The organism is Hymenobacter sp. HD11105 (assembly GCF_054051685.1).
This window is the reverse complement of the sequence record NZ_JBSWBR010000007.1, coordinates 96535-117339: the sequence shown is the minus strand read 5'-3', so window position 1 is coordinate 117339 and position 20805 is coordinate 96535. Positions and strand designations below refer to the sequence as shown.

At 52.6% G+C, this 20805-nt stretch carries 17 protein-coding genes; 6 read left to right on the top strand and 11 right to left on the bottom strand.

The window, feature by feature from the left end; all coding sequences use genetic code 11:
• Positions 1-160 precede the first annotated feature (160 nt).
• The 4 genes from aspS to ACW9KT_RS18330 all read left to right on the top strand — a co-directional run bounded on the left by aspS (position 161) and on the right by ACW9KT_RS18330 (position 5408).
• On the top strand, positions 161-1963 hold the full coding sequence (aspS, locus tag ACW9KT_RS18345; RefSeq protein WP_457083074.1) for an aspartate--tRNA ligase: 1803 nt from the start codon (positions 161-163) through the stop codon (positions 1961-1963).
• Between the two features lie 152 nt (positions 1964-2115).
• A complete protein-coding gene (locus ACW9KT_RS18340) occupies positions 2116-2913 on the top strand; it encodes a 3'-5' exonuclease (RefSeq protein WP_457083072.1) in 798 nt (265 codons plus the stop codon).
• Positions 2914-3176: 263 nt separating this feature from the next.
• Entirely contained in the window at positions 3177-4580 is a 1404-nt protein-coding gene (locus tag ACW9KT_RS18335) for an OmpA family protein (protein ID WP_457083070.1), read from the top strand.
• Between the two features lie 180 nt (positions 4581-4760).
• Positions 4761-5408, top strand: a complete 648-nt coding sequence (locus tag ACW9KT_RS18330) for a hypothetical protein (RefSeq protein WP_457083068.1) — start codon at positions 4761-4763, stop codon at positions 5406-5408.
• Between the two features lie 132 nt (positions 5409-5540).
• Here ACW9KT_RS18330 and ACW9KT_RS18325 read toward each other — a convergent pair whose 3' ends face one another.
• The 4 genes from ACW9KT_RS18325 to nuoK all read right to left on the bottom strand — a co-directional run bounded on the left by ACW9KT_RS18325 (position 5541) and on the right by nuoK (position 11039).
• Entirely contained in the window at positions 5541-6944 is a 1404-nt protein-coding gene (locus tag ACW9KT_RS18325; protein ID WP_457083066.1) for an NADH-quinone oxidoreductase subunit N, read from the bottom strand.
• Positions 6945-7117: 173 nt separating this feature from the next.
• Positions 7118-8584 carry a complex I subunit 4 family protein gene (locus ACW9KT_RS18320; protein WP_457083064.1) on the bottom strand — a complete coding sequence of 489 codons (1467 nt, stop codon included), beginning with the start codon at positions 8582-8584 and terminating at the stop codon, positions 7118-7120.
• A 27-nt stretch (positions 8585-8611) separates the two neighbouring features.
• Entirely contained in the window at positions 8612-10564 is a 1953-nt protein-coding gene (gene nuoL, locus ACW9KT_RS18315) for an NADH-quinone oxidoreductase subunit L (protein WP_457083062.1), read from the bottom strand.
• A gap of 142 nt (positions 10565-10706) precedes the next feature.
• A complete protein-coding gene (gene nuoK / locus ACW9KT_RS18310) occupies positions 10707-11039 on the bottom strand; it encodes an NADH-quinone oxidoreductase subunit NuoK (RefSeq protein ID WP_084444120.1) in 333 nt (110 codons plus the stop codon).
• A 265-nt stretch (positions 11040-11304) separates the two neighbouring features.
• Here nuoK and ACW9KT_RS18305 point away from each other — a divergent pair, with 265 nt between their 5' ends.
• Both ACW9KT_RS18305 and ACW9KT_RS18300 read left to right on the top strand, forming a co-directional pair.
• The gene (locus ACW9KT_RS18305; protein ID WP_457083060.1) at positions 11305-11910 is read left to right on the top strand and encodes an RNA polymerase sigma factor; all 606 of its coding nucleotides are present in this window, start codon (positions 11305-11307) and stop codon (positions 11908-11910) included.
• A 79-nt stretch (positions 11911-11989) separates the two neighbouring features.
• Complete coding sequence (locus tag ACW9KT_RS18300; protein WP_457083058.1) at positions 11990-12385, top strand: hypothetical protein; 396 nt, start codon at positions 11990-11992, stop codon at positions 12383-12385.
• Positions 12386-12466: 81 nt separating this feature from the next.
• Here the strand turns inward: ACW9KT_RS18300 and ACW9KT_RS18295 are convergent, their stop codons facing one another.
• The 7 genes from ACW9KT_RS18295 to ACW9KT_RS18265 form a co-directional block, all read right to left on the bottom strand.
• Positions 12467-13930 carry a TolC family protein gene (locus tag ACW9KT_RS18295; protein WP_457083056.1) on the bottom strand — a complete coding sequence of 488 codons (1464 nt, stop codon included), beginning with the start codon at positions 13928-13930 and terminating at the stop codon, positions 12467-12469.
• 70 nt (positions 13931-14000) lie between these two features.
• Positions 14001-15398, bottom strand: coding sequence for an HlyD family secretion protein (locus tag ACW9KT_RS18290; protein ID WP_457083054.1), 1398 nt, complete (start codon positions 15396-15398; stop codon positions 14001-14003).
• Positions 15399-15520: 122 nt separating this feature from the next.
• Positions 15521-17254: an ATP-binding cassette domain-containing protein gene (locus tag ACW9KT_RS18285; RefSeq protein WP_457083053.1), complete on the bottom strand. Its 1734-nt coding sequence runs from the start codon at positions 17252-17254 to the stop codon at positions 15521-15523.
• A 22-nt stretch (positions 17255-17276) separates the two neighbouring features.
• Positions 17277-17954, bottom strand: coding sequence for a TetR/AcrR family transcriptional regulator (locus tag ACW9KT_RS18280; RefSeq protein WP_457083051.1), 678 nt, complete (start codon positions 17952-17954; stop codon positions 17277-17279).
• A 324-nt stretch (positions 17955-18278) separates the two neighbouring features.
• The gene (locus ACW9KT_RS18275; protein ID WP_457083049.1) at positions 18279-18788 is read right to left on the bottom strand and encodes an NADH-quinone oxidoreductase subunit J family protein; all 510 of its coding nucleotides are present in this window, start codon (positions 18786-18788) and stop codon (positions 18279-18281) included.
• 194 nt (positions 18789-18982) lie between these two features.
• Positions 18983-19960: an NAD-dependent epimerase/dehydratase family protein gene (locus ACW9KT_RS18270; protein WP_457083047.1), complete on the bottom strand. Its 978-nt coding sequence runs from the start codon at positions 19958-19960 to the stop codon at positions 18983-18985.
• Positions 19957-20736: a WecB/TagA/CpsF family glycosyltransferase gene (locus ACW9KT_RS18265; protein WP_457083045.1), complete on the bottom strand. Its 780-nt coding sequence runs from the start codon at positions 20734-20736 to the stop codon at positions 19957-19959. The genes ACW9KT_RS18270 and ACW9KT_RS18265 overlap by 4 nt, the downstream gene beginning before the upstream one ends.
• Positions 20737-20805 lie beyond the last annotated feature (69 nt).

Genomic DNA, 20805 nt, shown 5'->3' with positions numbered 1-20805 from the left:
TCTTTGCTGAAGCGCTTCTAGTGCATGAATCGCGGCTCTGGCACAGCTATTACAGCTTTGAAAAAATAAAGCCGCTGACTACAGCGCGTTTTTGGGCCCGGCATATCTTCCTACCTTCGCCTTCCAAGTCCCGATTACCTCTTACCGACTATTCAAGCTCATGCTCCGTACCCATACCTGCGGCGAACTTCGCCTCGACCACGTTGGTCAAACCGTCACCCTTTGCGGCTGGGTGCAGCGCACCCGCGACAAAGGCGGCATCCTCTGGATTGACCTGCGTGACCGTTATGGCCTCACTCAACTGGCTCTGGAAGAAGGCGTAGAAACGCCCGGAGTGCGCGACCAAGCTCGCCAACTGGGCCGCGAGTACGTGCTCTGCGTGACGGGTAAAGTAGCCGAGCGCCATTCCAAAAACGATAAGATGCCCACCGGCAACATCGAGATTCGGGTGGAGAAACTGGACGTGCTGAACCCCGCCAAATTACCTCCCTTCCTCATCGAAGACGACACCGACGGCGGCGACGACCTGCGCATGAAGTACCGCTATCTGGACTTGCGCCGCTCCCCCGTGCGCCGCAACTTAGAGCTGCGCCACCGCGTGGCCCAGGCGACGCGCCGCTTCCTCGATGGGCAGGAATTTATCGAAGTGGAAACGCCTGTGCTCATCAAAAGCACGCCTGAAGGTGCCCGCGACTTCGTGGTGCCCTCGCGCATGAACCCAGGCGAGTTTTATGCCCTGCCCCAGTCGCCCCAGACCTTCAAGCAGCTGCTGATGGTATCGGGCTTCGACCGTTATTTCCAGATCGTAAAGTGTTTCCGCGACGAAGACCTGCGCGCCGACCGTCAGCCCGAGTTCACCCAGATTGACTGCGAAATGTCTTTCGTGGAGCAGGAAGACATTCTGCGCACCTTCGAAGGCCTGGTGCAGTACCTGTTCAAGGAAGTAAAAGGCCTGGAAATCGGGGAGCTGCCGCGCATGACCTACGCCGATGCCATGCGCTTCTACGGCAACGACAAGCCCGATACGCGCTTCGAGATGAAGTTTGTGGAGTTGAAAAACACCGAAAAAACGCCCCCCACGGCCGCCCAAACGCAGGACTTGGTATCGGGTCACAACTTCCCGGTGTTCGAGAGTGCAGAGCTGGTAGTCGGTATCAATGCTTTCAACAGCGCCGTGTACACGCGCAAGCAGCTCGATGAGCTGACTGAGTTTGTGAAGCGTCCCCAAATTGGCGCGACTGGCCTTATCTACGCTCGCATCGAGTCCGACGGCAGCGTGAAATCATCGGTCGATAAATTCTTCGCGCAGGAAGTATTGCAGCAGTGGAAAGCTGCGTTCAACGCCGCGCCCGGCGATTTGCTGCTCATTCTGGCCGGCGAAGCCAACCGCACCCGCAAGGCACTCTCGGAGCTGCGACTAGAAATAGGCCAGCGTATGGGTCTACGCGACAAAGACACGTTCTCGCCGCTGTGGGTGGTGGATTTTCCCTTGCTCGAATTTAATGAGGACGAAAATCGCTACTTCGCCATGCACCACCCCTTCACCTCGCCCAAACCTGAGGATATTGCTCTGCTCGATAGCCCCGAAACCATCGGTCAGGTGCGCGCTAATGCCTATGATATGGTAATTAACGGCGTAGAAGTAGGGGGCGGCTCCATCCGTATTCACGACCGCACGGTGCAGGCCCGCATGTTCTCGCTGCTCGGCTTCTCGGATGAAGAAGCACAAGCCCAGTTCGGCTTCCTGCTCGACGCCTTCGAGTACGGCGCCCCACCCCACGGCGGCATCGCCTTCGGTTTCGATCGCCTCTGCAGCCTCTTCGGCGGCGCCGACTCCATTCGCGACTTCATCGCCTTCCCCAAAAACAACTCCGGCCGCGACGTAATGATTGACTCGCCTTCGCCGATTTCTGCCGCGCAGTTGAAGGAGCTAAGCATTGCTACGGCGGTGATTCAAAAATAAAGGCAGTAGCTAATGTGTTAGAAATGAGAGTGGCCCCCACTGATGTAGGGGCCACTCTCATTTTTATTAAATACTCGTAAAAAGATAAAATTTGCCCCCCAGAGGCCAAAAACGCTATCTTCGACACTATAGCCCGCTAGCCACACCTACTCATGCAGATTCTGCGCAAAACTCCGCTCGACCAAATCTTTGTCCTCGACATTGAAACGGTGCCGTGCGTGGGGTGCCACGACGAGCTAAATGACATGCTGCGCCTGCTCTGGGAACATAAGTGCCACGCCCTGCGCCGCGACAAAGGCTGGCGCACCGGTCCCGAAGATGTGGAGCCAATGCCCTCGCATTTGGAGGCAGCGAGCTTGTTTGCCCAAGCGGGGATTTACGCTGAGTTTGGCCGAGTCGTGTGCATTTCGGTGGGCTGCTTCAACTTTGATAAGCAAGAGGAAACCTGGCGCTTTCGCGTCAAATCTTTTGCTGATGAGGATGAGAAACTAATGCTGCGCGAGTTCTCGGCGTTGCTGGCCCGCAAGCCCCAGTACTTGCTTTGCGCTCATAACGGCAAAGAGTTCGACTTCCCTTATCTGGGCCGTCGCCTGCTCATCAACGGGCTGCCGCTGCCGCCGCAGCTGGATATTGCCGGCAAAAAGCCTTGGGAAGTTGCTCATTTCGATACCATGGAGTTGTGGAAGTTTGGCGACCGAAAGTCTTACACGTCCTTGCCGCTGCTGGCCGCCATGTTCGGTATTCCTACGCCTAAAGACGATATCAGCGGGGGCGATGTGGCGCGCGTGTACTATAACGAGAAGGACCTGCCCCGCATCGTGAAGTATTGCCAGAAAGACATCATCACTACGGCCCGCGTACTGCAAAAATTCCGCGGCGACGAGCCGTTTCATGATGATGCAGTAGTATATGCCGACGACGCCAGCGCCGTGATGCGGCGTATTGAATAACTGCCGCTTTCGCGCAAAAAGGTCGACCAAGCTTAGCTTTCGTAGCCCGGTGGCGCGTAATGCTGAGGGAAAGCGCCTCAACTTTAGATAGCGAGTTGCCCGACTATACGGGAAGTATAAGGTAACATGCTAATTACCAAGTAGAACTGATGACATTTCGCAGGCAGTTGAGTTACAACGATTTACTTGACAAATGATAGTATAGATTCATTAAAAACTAGTACTATTATGTTCTCTTTTAGTTCGTATATCCTTTCATTGCCATGACGTACAACCTACTGGAGACCGTAAAGAACTACTTCTCCACTGAGGCCATCCGGCAAGCTGGAGCAGCTGCGGTGGGAGAGAGCGAAGCCGGCATAGAAAAAACGCTGTCGAGGGTTATTTCCCAGGTAATCAATAGCCTTACTGGCTTATCCGAACAAGCTGGTGGGGGCGAAGTACTCTGGGGTATGGCCCGCGAAGCGCACGAGCAAGGCGTATTACGACCCTCTACCGGTCGCTTAATCGGCGGCGGTGGCTGGCAAAGCAGAGGAGCCGAACTAATGAAGTCTCTGCTCAGCGACCGGTACACGAGCACCGTCGAGACGGTGGCAAATGGGGCTGGTAGCCAAACCGCTACTGTTAGCAACTTAATGGGCCTGGCTACGCCCGTTACTTTAGCGGTGATAGGGCAATATGCGGCCGAAAATGAGTTGGATGCCACGGCCCTGAGCCACTGGCTACAGGAGCAGCGGCGCATGGTGGGAGCTATTCAGCCCGAGATGGCCCGACCGTATTCGCCTCAGCCTCAAGTTACCCAGCCTCAAACTCACGCAGCACCGCGGCCCGGTCCGATGAGCTTTGAGCCGCGCCCCAATGGGATAGGCTACAATCCAGACCTTGTGGGGCTACAACAGCGGCGGCCAGTAGGAGTCGGCAGCTATTACCCGCCAGAAATACCCGCGCCAACCAAGTCTTCCATCTGGACTTCCAACTGGTTGGGCCTTGGCATACTGCTCGTAGCTTTGGCCGCTGCTTTGGGCTACTTTCTGGGGCAAGACAGAATTGACGTTGGGTTGAACCGCCTGGCTGGTAACGAGCAAAAGGATTCGGTGACTGCCGGTGCCAGTGCCACTTCGGTTATTACTACTTCCGACGGGGGCACTACGCAGGGACGCTACGACGAGGCAACCGGCAACTTCATTTATGATACGGGCTTACCTACCCTGATTAAGTTGCGCGACGGGACGCGGCAAATGGTGGGTGCTAACTCAACAGAAAACCGCCTGTATCAGTTTTTGGTGAATGATGCTGTTCAGGTAGATTCAGTGAATAGAACAAAGGGCTGGATCAGCTTTGATCGGGTCTATTTTGCGCCTTCCAGCGCTAACCTTACTCCTGAGTCGCGGCAGCAACTGCGGAATGTGGCTGCTATTCTAAAGAACTTTCCACGTGCTCGGGTGCGTATTGGGGGCTACACTGATAATAGTGGCAGCTTTGCCAGCAACATGAAAATGAGCGAAGACCGAGCCAACGCGGCTATGGCTATGTTAGTAGATATGGGCATCGATGCTAGCCGTATTACGACGAAAGGTTACGGCCAGAAAATTCCTATTGCCAGCAATGATACCGAAGATGGCCGGGCCCTGAATCGGCGCATCAGCTTGCGCGTAACGCGGAAGTAAGCGTAAGCAGTCCTAGTTCATTTGTACAGAAAGCTCCTTCATTCGTGAGGGGGCTTTTTTTGTTAGATAAGGCACTAAAATGCCCCCCAGCCGGTATCATAAGCAGATGTTTAAACGAACAATACGCTATACCACGAGTAATGATAGCGCCGATTGAAGCAATATTGGATTTGGATAAATATGCTAACTATAGCCGTGAATTGGGGTGAAGTTTTAGGAAACGTCAGCGTTTATGCGCTGCTAATTGGGGCAGCATCGTGGGTGGCAAAGGCATTGGGCGAACAGTTTCTCAAGATGCGTTTCCGGGCGTATGAGAAGGAGTTGGAGGGCAAGTCCATTGAATTCAAAGCCCAGCTTGACCGGAGCCTAGAGCAGTTTCGGGCGGAGCTACAGCTGGCCAATACCAAGGACACGCGCCTGCATGAGAAGCGAATGCTGGTGCTAGAGAACCTGTATCAGAGAATAGTCAGTCTTAATTCCGCCTTAAAAGACATGACCGCTACATTGAAGTTTATTCATGCGGATGCCGATTTAGAGGAAGAGGAGCGGATTAAAACGGCCACTCAAGCGTACGAAGCGTTTTTATCTTACTACACCGCAAATAAGATTTTCTTTTCTCTGGAATCCTGTGCTCAGCTGGATGCGCTGCGCAATAGTTACTTTGATAGTATGCACAAATACAGCGCGTCAGGGTTCAGTGTAGACAATGATTATTTCCGCCCTGATTTTGCCAAGGCACAGTTAGCTTCTGAAATAGTGCGAAAATCTATTCCCGTAGTCATGCAGAACATTGAAAAGGATTTTCGGCAGCTACTGGGCGTTAAATGACACTTTGCGGCAAGCAGATTTCGATGTTCAAGAAGTAGCTGATGTATGACACCTGCTCTTTAAAACATGAAGCAAAAGAAAAGAGCGGCCTGATCGGACCGCCCTTTTCTTTTGCTTCAAAATGCGCGTATTCTATAAAATTCCGCTTGCTAAGCCGGGTAATACACCCAATACGACAGTGAGCAGAGCTAGAATAATTAGAACGGCCGACTGGAAGCCGCCCACAGCAATTGGTGCGGCCGCGGCATCGTCAGCGGGCTTCATATACATGGCAATAATAGGCCGCAAGTAGTAATAAATACCAACCATCGACATGATGACAGCAAAGACAACCAAGCCAATATAGCCGTTGTCGACTGCGGCGCCGAAGAGGAAAAACTTGCCAAAAAAGCCCCCCGTAAGAGGAATGCCTGCTAGGGAAAGCATGGCAATTGTCATTACAAAAGCCAGAAGCGGATTAGTACGGGCCAAGCCATTCAGACCATCATAGTCCTCGCGCTGGCGCTGATCGTGCACCAATTTGAGCACCCCAAAAGCCGCCACCGTGGCAATGGAGTAAGCTAGCGAGTAGAAGAAAATACCGTTGGCTGACAGGCCACTGAGTTGACCATTGAAAGCCACTAGACCAATAAGCAGATAGCCGGCGTGGGAAATGCTGGAATAAGCCAGCATGCGCTTCACGCTTTGCTGAGCCACGGCCCCTACGTTGCCAATAAGCAACGTGAGCGCACACATAGCTACGATGGTAGGAATCCAGAAGGCCTGAGCAGCGGGGAAGGCTTGCACCAGCAGCTTCAGGAAGGCCGCGAAGCCTGCAGTCTTCACTACTGTGCTCATAAAGGCCGCGAAGAAGGTAGGTGTGCCTTCGTACACGTCGGGTGTCCAGTAGTGGAAAGGTGCAGCTGATACTTTAAAGCCAATACCAATAAGGATCAGCAGGATGCCGATGTAAAGCATTGGGCGCAAGGACTCGTTAGCTGGGTTGGTAACGCCCACACCGATGTCGCTAAGCTGGAACGCGCCCGTAGCACCGTATACTAAGGCAATGCCGAAGAGCAAGATGCCGGTAGCGAACGAGCCCATCAGGAAGTATTTGAGAGCTGCTTCATTGGAGCGCACATTGCGCTTGTCGGAGCCAGCTACCACGTACATGGAAATGCTTAGAATTTCGATACCTACAAACAGCATAAGCATGTTGTCGTAGCTGACCATCATAATAGCCCCCACGAGCGAGAACAGTAGCAAGGAGTAATACTCAGCGAGGTTGGCCTCGTTGTCGCGCACGTACTTTTGAGAGAAGGGCAGCAACAACAGTGTTGTGAGCACCACAATGCCCGTAAAGGCGACCGAGAAGCGGTCGATGGTGAGCATGTTGTTGAAGTAGGACTGCGCGGGTGCATTCCAATCGAAGGCATTGGCTCCAAACACGATCAACAGGATAACCATGGCTGCGGGTAGCAGCATGCGGTTGGAGCGCAGAAAGCCTAGGAACAGATTGGCAATGCCCAGAACAGAAAGTAATATAATGGAAGCCATTGGCAGGATGTAACACCAAACTCCAGCTTAGCAGCGCTGTCCTTCGGTTGGTGAATCGTTGTTAGTAGCGTGATATGGCGCGAACTTCTACTTCGTGTATTGTTGCGATGGTTGTCAAAAATGCCCCCAGAACTTGTCGTTTGAGAGTTTACCAAACGACGAGCTTATGGTGTTTACTTCTGCATTAAATTCAGAATCTGAATTACACTCGGCTCCGACATTTGCAGGAAGGTATTTGGAAACAAGCCAATCCAGAAGATCATAACTATCAGGGGCACGAGCACGGCTAGCTCAGCCCCATTCAGGTCGCGGAAGGCAGCCGTAAACGAGGTGGAGGGGCCCAGCATTACGCGCTGGAACATGCGCAGTAAATAAACGGCCCCCAGAATGATGGTAACGCCAGCCACGGCGCCCAGCCAGTTGTTGTACTGAAACACGCCGGCCAGCAGCAGAAATTCACCCACAAACCCACTGGTCAGGGGCAAGGCCACCGTGGCCAGCAGCACTACTAAGAAGCTCACAGATAGCAGGGGCGTAGTTTGAGTCAGGCCGCCCAGCTCCGGAATCAGGCGGGTGTTAGTGCGGCGCTGGATGATGTCGGCAATGAAGAACATGCCCACCACGTTCACGCCGTGAGCCAGCATCTGCACCACGGCGCCCTGTAAGCCCATTTGCGTGAGCGAAAACACGCCCGCTGCCATCAGCCCGACGTGGGAAAGGGAAGAATAAGCAATCAGGCGCTTCATGTCGCGCTGTCGAATAGCGATGATGGCGCCGTAGATAATGCCGATAACAGCCAGAATCATCACCAGCGAGCCCCACTGACTCACGCCGCGCGGCACAATCGGCAGCAACCAGCGCAGGCAGCCGTAGATACCCATTTTCAGCATAATGCCCGAGAGCAACATGGTAGCCGGAGCCGGGGCTTCGGTGTAGGTATCAGGCTGCCAGGTGTGGAAGGGGAAAATTGGCATCTTCACCGCGAAGGCAATAAAGATTAACCAGAACAACCAAGATTGCTCAGCCGTGGTCAGGCTCAGGTTATAGAAGGCTTGAAGGTCGGAGGAGTGAGCGGCTAGGCCATTGGCGGCGGGACCAGTCTGGTAGTAGAGATACACGAAGCCGGCTAGCATAAACAGCGAGCCAATAATAGTGTACAGGAAAAACTTGAATGTGACGGCCACACGCCGCTCGCCGCCCCAAATGCCAGCGAGGAAGTAAATCGGAATGAGGGCCACTTCCCAGAAGAAGTAGAACAGAAACGCATCCATGGAGGTGAATACCCCAATCAGACCAGTTTCCATGAACAGCACCAGCGCGTAGAAAGCCGACTCATTCTTATAATCGTGGCGGAAGGAAGCCAGCAGAATCAGCGGCACCAGGAAGGTGGTGAGCAGCACGAGCAGCAAACTAAGCCCATCCATCCCAACGTGAAAGCTGATGCCCGCCGAGGCAATCCAAGGCAAGTTCACTTCTAGCTGGCCGGCATTGTTGGCATTGAATGTAACCGCCGCATACACCGCGACTAGAAACTCCAGCAGCGCCGCTCCGAAGGCGAACACGCGTCCGGCGTTGCCTTTAACAAAGTGCAGCAGCAGCGCGGCAGCTAGAGGAAAGAAAAGGAGAAGAGCTGTAAGCATTATCTACTGTATGGTGCGTGTCGAGATCTAAAACTTGCCAAAATTCAGCGCCAGAATAAGCACGATACCTATCACCATAAGGATCAGATACACGCCAATAGTACCAGTCTGCACGAAACGCATTAATTGCCCCCCGCCAAGAGTCAAGCGGCCTAAGCCGTTCACAATTGGGTCGATGATACCTTGCTCCACGAAGCGATACAGCCCGCGCGACAAGCCCATGATGGGGCGCACGAAAAGGGCGTTGTATAGCTCATCGATGTAGTATTTGTGGTACACCAGGCTCTCGGGAGCCGAGCGTTGCGCTTCATCCGCCACAGGCCGCACGCCGCGAGAAACGTACTGCACATAGGCGAAGATGATACCGAGTACACCGGCGGCTACGGAAGCGCCAATGAGCATGAGCTCGGTGCTGTGATCAATTTCGCCGGTGAAAGCGCCCGGATTGATCTGGCGTGAATATGTGAAGATGGGCGCCAGGAAATCAGCCAAGTAATGTTTGCCCCCCAGGAACATGGGCGCACCCATAAAGCCCCCCACGGCAGCCAGAACAGCCAGCACAATCAGCGGCAGCGTCATAGAAGCTGGCGACTCGTGCAGGTGGTGCTTCTGCTCCGCGGTGCCCCGGAACTCGCCGAAGAAAGTAAGGAAAAGCAGGCGGAACATGTAGAAAGCCGTCAGGAAGGCGGTGAACAAGCCCACGGCCCACATGAGCTTGCTGTGCTCGTAGGTGTGCGCCAGAATCTCATCTTTCGAGAAGAAGCCGGAGAAGGGCGGAATTCCCGAAATAGCTAGGCAGCCAATGAAGAATGTGAGGAAGGTGATCGGCAAGGCTTTGCGCAGGCCGCCCATACGACGAATATCCTGCTCGTTGCTCATGGCGTGAATCACGGAACCAGCGCCGAGGAACATTAGCGCCTTAAAGAAGGCGTGGGTCAGGACGTGGAACAGGGAGGAAGTGTAGCCCATCACGCCCAAGGCCAGGAACATATAGCCGAGCTGGGAAACCGTGGAGTACGCCAGCACCTTCTTGATGTCGTTCTGGGCCAGACCAATTGTGGCCGCAAACAGCGCCGTGGCCAAACCGATAATACCCACTACCTCGAGCGTAGCCGGAGCCAGGGTGAACAATACATTGGCCCGCAGCACCATATAGATACCCGCCGTTACCATGGTAGCGGCGTGGATCAGTGCCGATACAGGCGTGGGGCCGGCCATGGCGTCGGGGAGCCAGGTATAGAGCGGCAGCTGAGCCGATTTACCCATCGCGCCTACGAAGAGGAGCAGGGTAATAGCCGTCAGGATGCTGACAGTGTAGGGACCGAACTGGCTGAGGGCGGCTTTCTGGAACACCTCGGCGTACTGAACTGAGTCGAAGGTGAGGTAGATGAGGAAGATGCCGAGCAGGAAGCCTAGGTCACCGATACGGTTGATAATGAAGGCTTTCTTAGCGGCGTTGTTGTAGTCGTGGTTTTTGTTCCAGAAGCCGATGAGTAGGTAAGAGCAGAGTCCCACGCCCTCCCAACCAATAAATAGAATCACAAAATTGGCCCCCAGCACCAGCACCAGCATGCTGAAAATGAACAGGTTCAGGAAGCTGAAAAACTTGCCCACATTCTCATCGTGGGACATGTAGCCGATGCTGTACACGTGAATCAGGAAGCCCACGCCCGTCACCAGCAGCAGCATTATTAGGCTGAGCTGGTCGATCTGATACTGGAAGGGAATGCGCATGGAGCCTACCGTAATCCAGTCGAAGAGCTGCACGGTGTACTGGCGCTCGAAGGTGGTGAACAGGTAGATCGAAATCAGGAAGGAGCCCAGCACCATGGCGCTACCAATCACGCCCGCCACGGTGGCCGACAAGCGCTTATTGAGCAAGCCATTGATCAGGAAGCCCAGGAAGGGCAACAGCGGAATCAGGACGTACAGCAGCGTAGGATGAGGAGCGCCGTAATTGGGTAAAACGAGTTCTTGCATAGAGGTATGCTTATAAGAAAACACCTGTCATTCTTGATCTAACGTACGGAACGAAGGACCTTATCACCATTGAACAAATTGTTCTGAAGTCATAAGGTCCTTCGTTCCGTACGTTAGATCAAGAATGACATGCGGTCTATCATTACCACTTCAAACGGCTAAGCAGATTGACGTCGGTATTCTGAAAATTGCGGTAAATCATCACGATGATGCCCAGGCCAACGGATACTTCGGCAGCGGCCACGGCCATGATGAAGAACACGAAAACTTGCCCGTTGGGGTCAGCGCGATACGCGGAGAAAGCGGTAAGCAAGACATTCACAGCGTTGAGCATCAGCTCTATGCACATGAAAATAATAATGGCATTGCGTCGCGTGAGTACTCCAGTTACGCCAATGGCAAACAAAGCCGTGGCAAAGAAGACGTAATACTGAAGCGGGACGGTGCGAATGACTTCCGGGATGGTCTGTTCCATGCAGTTGGGCTAGCCGACAAAGCAAAAAGCCCCCCGAAGCTCGGCCGGGGCTAATTAGCTGGCAAAGGTATCCTGAAAATCGGAAAACGCACACTCTATAATAGGTTACTACGCGCGCTGGCTCGAATGGAGATAACAGTAGCGCTTACTTTACATGCACCGCAGAGGACACTAGCTGGGGGGCATTTTCAACAAAAAGCACGCTAGCACACATACTTTAGTGGGCATAAAGTATTTTACCGGTTCATCCGTCTGTGTCAGCAGAATGGAAACGCTACCCCTCACGCTTGACGCCACGCTGGCCATGACCGCAGGCCACCAGGACCAGCAGATACAGGAAGCGGTACGCACTCAGCGCGCCCGCTTGCTGCAGTTCATCCGCCGCCGGATTCCGGACGAGGCGGAGGCTGAAGATGTTCTGCAGGACGTATTTGCCGAACTCGTAGAAAGCTACCGCCTGCTCAAGCCAGTAGAGCAAGCGGCGGCTTGGCTTTTCCGGGTGGCGCGCAACAAAATCACAGACCTCTACCGCCGTAAAAAGCCTGTCTCGCTGGAAAATGAGTTAGTGGGTGGCTTCGATGACGAAGATTCCTCGCTGCTCCTGGCTGATGTGCTGCCCGCGGTTGATGACTCGCCCGAAAACCGTTTGCTGCGCGAGACTTTGATGGAAGCCTTAGCCGAAGCGCTGGAAGAATTGCCCCCCAATCAGCGCCAGGTGTTTGTGTGGCACGAATTAGAAGAAAAAACGTTCCGCGAAATGGAGGCCGAAACCGGCGTCCCGCTCAAAACCCTGATTTCGCGCAAGCACTACGCCGTTCAACACCTGCGTAAGCGCCTGCAGAAACTGTACACCGAATTGTTCACCGACTAAAATGCCTCCCAACTGCCGCTATATCGACAGGTGCAGCACAAAACCAGCGGGCATCACACCTAGCTAAAATCCACCCAACATGAATCGTAAGTTCTGGCTGCTACGCGGCCTAAAGATTTTCTTTTTTGTTTCCCTATTTATCGTCGTGGCCGGGTACGCTACGATGAGTCTTTGGAACTGGCTGGTGCCTGTGCTTTTCAATGGCCCCGCCATCAGCTTCTGGCAAACCCTCGGTCTGCTGGTGCTGACGCGCATCCTATTCGGGGGCTGGGGCCGCGGCAGTCGGCCCGGCGACTGGAGCCGGCGCCGCGAAATCTGGCGCAAAAAGATGGAGTCCCGTATGGCCCATCTGACCCCGGAGGAGCAGGAGAAGTTTCGGCAGAAAATGCGCAGCAGCTGCGGCCCAGCTTGGATGCGGCGACCACAGGAAGACGATATCCCAACAGCCACAGCGCAATCGACGTCACACGTGTAAGTTATTTAGTGACCAAACAAAGCGCCTAAAAAAAAGCCCCCCGAAGCTTCGGGGGGCTTTTTTTAGGTAGGATTACCTCCATTATTCCAAGGTGCCTCCAGCCGCCCAACGGAGCGTAGCCTGCGTTTGGGCATATTTAGCTTGTAGCTCCGCAAGCTTTATCCGTGCACTAACCAGTGACGCTTCCCGCGAATTGAGCAGGAACACAGAGCTTTCGCCGTTCTCGAAGCGTATTTGCTCGCCGTTGCGTAGTGTTTGAGCGTTTTGGACGACCTGCTCCTGCACGCGCAGCTGCTCACGGAGTGCTTCCCAGTCGTTGGCCACAGTCCGCACCGTCGTTTGCACCTCGCGGGTATCTTGCTGTAAGTCGAGTTCGGCTTCGCGGCGCTTAAGTTGGTTGAGCTGAAGTTTGCTGCGCTCTTGGCGCAAGAGCAGTGGGTACTGGAAGCTCAAGCCCAGCTTGTAGTTGTTGGACAAGTAAGTGCCCGTCCACTGCATATCGCCTTCTGGATTGAAAGGCTGGCCGGTGCGCAACAAGTTGTAGTCAACGGAGAGTTTGGGCAGCAGCTTATTAGACAACAAGCGACGCTCTACCCCAAGTTGACTAAGCTTAGCGCGAGTCTTGGCTAACTCCGGGTGAATCTGGCTAGCCAAAGTTACCAGTGCTTCCACCGAATCCTGAGGCAAGGAACGCCAGGCGATAGGAGCGGGTAGGGGCTGGGGGCGCACGTTGGCCGGCAGCTCGCGAGGTTGGTTTTGCTCGTCCCAGAGGTAATTGCTCAGCATGAGCGTGGCATTTTGCCACTGTACGCGGGCCTGTAGAAGCTGAGCCTGACGGTTTTGCAGCTCCGTAAGCGCTTCCACGGAGTCGATAGCCGCTAGGTCGCCCTGCCGTACTCTCTCACGCACGGCTTGAAAGCGCACATCAGCCAAGTCCTTATTGTAGCGCAGCATCTCCAGTCGCTGATAGTTCAGGCTCCAGTCCCAGTAGTCTTTGGCGGCCGAAAGCAGCAGTTTGTTAAGTGCCCCTCTGCGCTCCGCTTCGGCCAAACCCGCCAATGCCTGTGCCTGCCGTATGGCTGCCCGCCGCTCATCAATGAGCAAGCCCTGCGCCAGCGGCACCGAGATACCCAAGTAGCTTAAGCCGCTTTCTGGGGTTTGTATTTGTTCGTTTACGTAAGTGCCCACGTTGCGCTCAAAGCCAGCTTTCACATCAACGCCAAACCAGGTAGGTACTCGAAGCGTGTTGTCCCAAGTATCGAAGTAATCTTTGCCCCCCAAGGCCTTACCATAGTATTTGCTGCTCACCGTTGGGTCGAGCATGCCTCGGGCGAAGCGGATTTCCTGCTGAGCGCGCTCAGGGAGTAGGTTCGCTTGGCGGGCCACCGGGTGACGCAGCGTAACGTGGGTAACCAAATCGGTGAGCGTGAATACGGGTCCGTCTGGTGTGTCGCTAGGCGATGATTGCCCCATTGCCTGGCTCCCGGGCCACAGTCCGGGTCCGGCAGCAAGACATACAACCAGCATAAAAGCAAAGCGGAGCATAAAAGCGAAAAGATCAGGTTTTGTAGTAAGGGTAGAGGACGGCTGCTTATCAGCTACAGCACAAGAAGCCTTACTCTTCTGCGCTTGCGTACTTATCACTCTTGGGTGCTTTGTTATCTGCTTTAACTGTCTTGCCTTTAGCTTCTTTCGGCTGGCCCACAAAGTTGGGTGGGAAGCCATTCAACTGCCGCCACAACTCATACCAGATGGGCACATCATCAAGCAGTGCCCACCCGTACACGCCACTACCCACACGCAGGGGCTTGGGCCACGGCTCCTGATCGGGGTCGGGCGTAATAAGCACCCGGTATTGGCCCTGGCTATCAATGTTGTCGATAACAGCTACCACGCCCCCGAAGGTACCGAAGCTCGTGCCCGGCCAACCCGAGAACACCAGCGCCGGCCAGCCATCAAACTGTAGGCGCACCTTGCGGCCCACCGACAGCAGTGGAATGTCCATGGGGCGCACGTACAGCTCGGCTGCTAGTTGCGGCGCCGAGGGCATTACCGTCACGATAGGCTCTCCTTCCTTTACGATTTCGCCCAAGCCTTGCTTGAGGGCCCGCACTACGTAGCCGTCTTGCGGCGCCGTGATGCGGTAAAAGGCATTGCGGATGCTCAGATTGGCGTATTCGTTACGCATTTTGGCAATCTGGCCCTCCGTATCAAACTGGTAGGCCGTGGCACTGCGTCGGTCGCTTTCCGACTTTGCGATTTTGTCCTGGTATTCAGCATTCAGCGAAAGCAGCTCCAATCGGGCGTTTATCAACTCCTGCTGGCTTACACCCAGCTTGTTTTCTACGGCCTGCTGCTTGGCTGTCGATTCCTGGAACTTGAGGCGGCGCTGCTCCACTTCAGTCAAGGATTTGAGACCCTGCTGGTAAAGCTTCTCTTGGCGCTCAAGCTGCTGACGAGCAATGGCAAAGTCTGTATTCGCGGCCACTAGCTCCGCGCTGTCGCTCAATACTTTGAGGCGAGCTTGCCGGACTTTGTTACGAGCCTTATCGAGGCTTACGCGCAAGCCTTGGCCTAGCGCAGTTTGTTGCTGGCCGAGAGCCACGGTTTTGGCGCTGTTTTCCCGAAGGGCTCCTTCCTTGGCAATCAGCTGCTCGCGGGTGCGCTTCAATAGCTCAGGATCGAAGTACTTGTCCTTGATCTCGGCAATCTCCACTAGGGTATCTCCGCGCTGTACTAGCTGGCCCTCCTGCACCCGCCAGCGCATAATGCGTCCTGCAATGGTGCTAGGCACTGTTTGAGGCCGATCTTGGGCACGAAGCGTAGTAAGTGAGCCCGTAGAGCGAATATTCTGGGTCCAGGGGAGGAAGCCGCATACTAGCACAAGCAAGCCCAGGCCGCCGCACCAACGGGCCAGAACGCGCCCGGCCCGGGGTGTCTGCACCTGTCTGAGCGAGCTGAATCGCCTAGTTTCGGGGTGCGCTTCTGAGAAGGGATGCTCAGCGAAAGGCATGATAAGAAAGATTTACGAGTTCGGGTTGTAGATAATAGCGCTGTTATTGCGCTGCATCGGCACTACACTTAGTGTAGTCCCAACAAGTTGATAACATAAGAGTGCTTATGGCTCCTGCGTTTTTATACCGTCAATAGGTCGTGCAATTCAGGTGTCTGAGCAATCTCCTCATATGTGCCATCTGCTACGATGCGGCCCTCCCGTAGCACGGCGGTACGAGTGCATAGGGTTAGGATACGCGGGTCGCAGGAGGCCACAACCAAGGTCCAAGGCATTTCGGGGGCCAAAATTCGCTTTAGAATCCGCTGTTGGTCTGCAGGTTCTGCGGCGGGCAAGAAATGATCAAGCAGCAACAACCGTGGGCGGCGAACCAAGGCCCTAGCCAACAGTAGCTTTTGCTTTACATTATCAGGCATAGGGCTTCCAGCAGTTATATAGGTGCCCAAGCCTTGCGCCCAAGCATAGATCTCGTCGCGTAGGCCTACCAAGTCAAGAGCCCACGATACGTCGGCAGGTTTTATATCCGGCTGGTTGAGTGTTAGGTTTTCGAGTACAGTACCGCTGAATAAATGCTGGTGAGAGAAGTTCTCGCCGAGAGTGCGCGATATAGTTTCGGGTGACAGGTCGCGCAATGATGTATTGTCGTAGGTTAGGATGCCTTGGTAGCCATCGAGCAGGTTGCCCATGATGCGCAACAGCGTTGTTCTGCCCGAGCCATCATAACCCGCTAAGCCCAAGTGCTCATTGGGTTGCAATTGCAACGATACATTATCCACCACCAGTCGGCTGTTGCTAGGATAGTGGTAGGATAAAGACCGGAGGTCCACGGCAAGGCCCTGATTATTCTCACTCGAGAGCGACAAATTTGCCCCCCCTGCCTCCGCGATTAAAGGCAAGTCTAATACGTGACCAATCTTATGAATCGACGTGAGTGCATCATATAGCACATCGAGCTTAATCAGGATTTTCTCTACCGCTCCGATTGTCAGAATGATAACAATTTCGGAAGCCACAAACTGCCCAATATTAATTTGTTCGTTAACCAGTAGATAGCAGCCCAGAATAAGCAAACCACCTGTGATCAACGTTTTGAAGCCTACAAAGCCGAAATACTGCACTATAAGCACCCGGAAGTGGGCGCGCCGCGCCTTGATATACCCGTTGACGTGTTCATCAGTGCGGTCGAGTACAAGCGCGTGGCGCGGAGCCAGGCGGAAGGTGTGCACGGTCCGGGCTACATCTTCGAGCCAAGACACAACGCGGTATTTGTATTTCGATTCCGTCAGGCTGGTTTCTAAGCCCTGCCTCCAGGTGAGGCGAAGCAAAACGCTCAGAATTATGATTAGCAATAAGCCAAAAGCAATAAAGGCGGGGTGATAAAACGAGAGCAAGAGCAAGCCGAACAGAATCTGTAAGCCAGCCGTCGAAAAGTCGATTAGTAGAATAGCCAACCCTTTTTGAAGGGTGGGAGTATCGAGCATTCTATTCATCAACTCGGGCAAATACTCGTCACCCAAAGCCTCGGTACGCACCCGCGGCACTCGCACTGCCATACCGAAGGCTACTCGCGCAAACAAGCGCTGCTGCAGAAACTCCACTAGGTACACCTGCATGATCTGCAAACCGCCTACCAGTACTGTGCCCAGCACAATAAAGATAATGAGCACTACCAGCGACGTGCTTACAGCTCCACTCGATACAAAGCCAATGACGCTTTGCACCCCTAGTGGCAGCGATAGAGTTATAAATCCGGCCAGCGCGGCATACACATAGAGGTAAGTGATGTCGCGGCGTTCTGACAGCAAAAGCCGCCACAGACGCTGAACTGGCGTAAGGCCGGAGGAAGATTCAGCCATGATAGAGCTTATTTATCGTCAATTATTTACTCAGTACTGAAAAAGCAACGCTTTCCAGAAAGCCTAGAATGTCTTGCTTGGCCGTCTCGGGCGTCGGAGCATCAGCCAGGGAGGGCAAGTGCTGCGCGAAAAACAGCTGCTTGCGAGCTGCCTCAAGCAGCGTGCTGACCAAGGCGTGTGGATAGGGGTAGTGGGGGGCAATTTCCTGCACCACGACCGTTATGTCAGCACATAAGCTCTTGTATTCGCGGTAAAAGCCATCATGATTCACTTGGTCAACCTCGCGGGTGAGGTAAGTCTTGGAGGCTTCTGCCACTACCACACGGTACAACGCAGCTTCATCTAGCTCCGGCGTTGCAGCATAGTCGCGGTGAGCATTAGTAATGATTCCCAGGATAAGACGGAGCCGAGCATGCGGGTCGCTCACGTTGTGGGTGTGGAATCGGATTTGAAACCGCAGCCATGCCCAGTGCCACGAAATAAGGTAAACGAGCAAACGGTGCTTGTTTTCAAAATACCGATACAGTGAGGCTTCCGTGGAGCCTATTTGATGGGCTAGTTTTTTAAAAGTGAAGAGCTCGAATCCAAGTTCATCGATAAGCTGCACGCTTGTAGCTATGATTTTGCGGCCAAGATCAGTTTCCTGAGGGTCGCGCAAAAAAAGCTTCTCGTTAAGCTCTGGACGTAGCGTAGTCAACATTTGAGGAGGGAGAGTTACAGTACATAGGTAGCACACGTACTTGATATGCGTCGCGCCGCCTGTTGTTTATACTCAGCCGACCCGCGACTTTATAAATTACCCAAGCATTGCTAACTGAGTGCAAATATATACCGCTTCCTTCGTTAATAGTTTTACTACCATCTATAATTAATCTACTTTTAATCTTGATATTAGATTGTGCTGCAAGTTGGCACTCGAGAGTCGACTTAGATATTTCTACTCAGTGAAAATAAAGTGCTTTAAAAAGCAAAAGCGACAACTGATACATTAGTTGTCGCTTTTGCTTTTTGTGATTGGAAAACTCTAGAAATTTCGCTCGCCTGTTTCTCGCTTGCCTAGCATTACCGCACCCACCATAGCGGCCAGAAACAGCACCGAAACCAACTCAAATGGCAGCATATACTGCTGATAAAGCACCATGCCCAGCCGGTCTACCATGCCGATTTGTGAGTCAAAGGTGTCAGCGTTAGCCCCACTTGGCTGAATGTCGCGTAATGCGGCTACCAAAATCAGTAGAAGAGAGCCGCCAGCTATTGCCGCTGCTATCTTAGACAAAGCAGACTTATGGGGCTCGGTATCGGCGTTCAGATTTAGGAACATTATCACGAACAGAAACAACACCATGATAGCGCCAGCATATACGATGATGTTCACAGCTGCTAGAAACTGCGCATTTAACAGCAAGTAGTGCCCTGATATCGTGAAGAAAGTCAGAATCAGGAACAGCACACTGTGAACTGGGTTTTTGGCCAGTACCACACCCAGCGCACTGAACAGGGCTACAAACGACAGGAAGAAAAAGAGAGGAGACATAAAAAACGCGAGACTAAGTTTATACTTAGCAGATCAATAAAAAGTATTAACGCCATAAAGATACTAGTTCGCATGGCAAAAGTTCTTAGCAATAAGAATTACCAGTTCAAAGTCTATAAGTCTAGTCCACTACTTCTCAAATGCAAAAGGCAGCATATTGCTGCCTTTTGCATTTGAGAAGTAGTGGACTAGACTTATTCTACAGTTTCCAGTTGCTTGGCTACCTGCTCAGCAATCCAAGGATATGTTCTTTCTAACCCTTGACGCAGATTAAGTTTTGGTTCCCAGCCAAGTTTCTCCCGAATCAAAGCGTTGTCAGAATTTCTTCCCCGTACTCCAGTAGGACCAGGAATATTCTTGATACTCAAAGGCTTATTTCCTATTTCCATTACCATCTTAGCAAGATCGTTGATAGTGATCATCTCTTCTGAGCCAATGTTAACAGGACCAGAGAAATCAGAGTCCATGAGTAGTCGAACGGCATCACAGCAATCCTGTACATGAAGGAAAGAGCGTGTTTGTTTACCATCACCCCATATTTCCATTGTACCACCTTCTTCAGCAGACGCTACCTTTCGGCACATTGCAGCAGGGGCCTTCTCTTTTCCACCTGTCCAAGTTCCTTCTTCACCAAAAATATTGTGAAAGCGTGCTATGCGCACCTCGATACCGTGATTTCGATTGTAGGCCAAGTATAGACGCTCGCTAAACAATTTTTCCCAGCCATACTCGCTATCAGGAGCAGCAGGGTAAGCCGACTCCTCGGAGCATTTGGGGTTATCAGGATCTAATTGGTTGTATTCAGGATACATACAGGCCGATGAGGAGTAGAAGATTTTCTTTACTCCTGCCAAGCGACTGGCTTCAGCAACATTGAGGTTGATAGTAGCTGAGTTATACATCACGGCTGCATCGTTATTACCAGTGAAGATATAACCTGCTCCTCCCATATCAGCGGCCAATTGGTAGACATCTTCTATATCCTTCACCACCTCCCGACAAATTACGGGATCAGTCAGGTCGCCTACGATAAACTCATCAGCGAGTGAAGGACTGAATTCGTTACGCTTCAGGTCACATACTCTTACCCAATAGCCTTCACTTTTTAATCTTTTAACTAAGTGGCCACCAATGAAACCACCGCCGCCACAGACGAGAACATTTTTGCTCATAATTGTCGATGTTGAATTTTAGAGTGTGTTAAATTTAAAGCGTTGTAATAAAGGAACAGAGGGACAATTTGCAAGTATCGCTTCCAAAGTCGCTTAGGCTCTACGCATAAGCGAAAAAACCATTCTAAGCCCATTTTCTGCATAAAACTCGGCGCTTGTACAACCCTACCAATATGAAAATCGAAGGCTGCTCCTACTGTAACTAGGAAGTGTACATTGGTGTAGCGAGCTAGTTTGTAAGCGAATTTTTCTTGTTTGGGAGTACTAATGCCAACCCATACTACATTGATATTCAACTCATTAATCTTGTCTCCTAAATCTTTAAATTCTTGATCAGACAGATCGCGAAATGGAGGACAAAATGTTCCTACGACGCCGTGATTATTGAATTTACTTTCGCAGGCAGCTTTTAACTCATCAGCTACTCCTTCTTTTCCACCGCAGAAAAAGTGCCTAACTGCCTCTTGAGCTGTCACTTGCATCATTTCGGCAAAAAAATCTGGGCCGTAGCACCGTTGCATTTCCTTTTCCCCTTTTATTCGCCCTACCCACACAGCAGGCATCCCATCGGGCAAATTGATGTAGAAGTTAGTTAGAATATTCTTAAGGTGTGCGTCAGAATGAGCTGTAACTAATCCATGCGCGCCAGTGGCACTGATACAATGATTTTGACGGTTCTCACCGCGCATTTCATTAATTAAGAGGCTAGAAGCCTTCTTTATGTCGCCGGCAAAGAGAGGTACATCTAGAACCCGAACTGATCTAATCTTTTCCATTGGTTAGTAGAATATGCAGCGCATACGAAAACCTCATAAAATAAGACGTGTAAATATGATAATTTCTGA

Bases quoted from the DNA above. Each gene is read 5' to 3' on its own strand.
- aspS (WP_457083074.1), top strand. From the start codon at position 161: ATGCTCCGTACCCATACCTGCGGCGAACTTCGCCTCGACCACGTTGGT.
- ACW9KT_RS18340 (WP_457083072.1), top strand. From the start codon at position 2,116: ATGCAGATTCTGCGCAAAACTCCGCTCGACCAAATCTTTGTCCTCGAC.
- ACW9KT_RS18335 (WP_457083070.1), top strand. From the start codon at position 3,177: ATGACGTACAACCTACTGGAGACCGTAAAGAACTACTTCTCCACTGAG.
- ACW9KT_RS18330 (WP_457083068.1), top strand. From the start codon at position 4,761: ATGCTAACTATAGCCGTGAATTGGGGTGAAGTTTTAGGAAACGTCAGC.
- ACW9KT_RS18325 (WP_457083066.1), bottom strand. From the start codon at position 6,944: ATGGCTTCCATTATATTACTTTCTGTTCTGGGCATTGCCAATCTGTTC.
- ACW9KT_RS18320 (WP_457083064.1), bottom strand. From the start codon at position 8,584: ATGCTTACAGCTCTTCTCCTTTTCTTTCCTCTAGCTGCCGCGCTGCTG.
- nuoL (WP_457083062.1), bottom strand. From the start codon at position 10,564: ATGCAAGAACTCGTTTTACCCAATTACGGCGCTCCTCATCCTACGCTG.
- nuoK (WP_084444120.1), bottom strand. From the start codon at position 11,039: ATGGAACAGACCATCCCGGAAGTCATTCGCACCGTCCCGCTTCAGTAT.
- ACW9KT_RS18305 (WP_457083060.1), top strand. From the start codon at position 11,305: ATGGAAACGCTACCCCTCACGCTTGACGCCACGCTGGCCATGACCGCA.
- ACW9KT_RS18300 (WP_457083058.1), top strand. From the start codon at position 11,990: ATGAATCGTAAGTTCTGGCTGCTACGCGGCCTAAAGATTTTCTTTTTT.
- ACW9KT_RS18295 (WP_457083056.1), bottom strand. From the start codon at position 13,930: ATGCTCCGCTTTGCTTTTATGCTGGTTGTATGTCTTGCTGCCGGACCC.
- ACW9KT_RS18290 (WP_457083054.1), bottom strand. From the start codon at position 15,398: ATGCCTTTCGCTGAGCATCCCTTCTCAGAAGCGCACCCCGAAACTAGG.
- ACW9KT_RS18285 (WP_457083053.1), bottom strand. From the start codon at position 17,254: ATGGCTGAATCTTCCTCCGGCCTTACGCCAGTTCAGCGTCTGTGGCGG.
- ACW9KT_RS18280 (WP_457083051.1), bottom strand. From the start codon at position 17,954: ATGTTGACTACGCTACGTCCAGAGCTTAACGAGAAGCTTTTTTTGCGC.
- ACW9KT_RS18275 (WP_457083049.1), bottom strand. From the start codon at position 18,788: ATGTCTCCTCTCTTTTTCTTCCTGTCGTTTGTAGCCCTGTTCAGTGCG.
- ACW9KT_RS18270 (WP_457083047.1), bottom strand. From the start codon at position 19,960: ATGAGCAAAAATGTTCTCGTCTGTGGCGGCGGTGGTTTCATTGGTGGC.
- ACW9KT_RS18265 (WP_457083045.1), bottom strand. From the start codon at position 20,736: ATGGAAAAGATTAGATCAGTTCGGGTTCTAGATGTACCTCTCTTTGCC.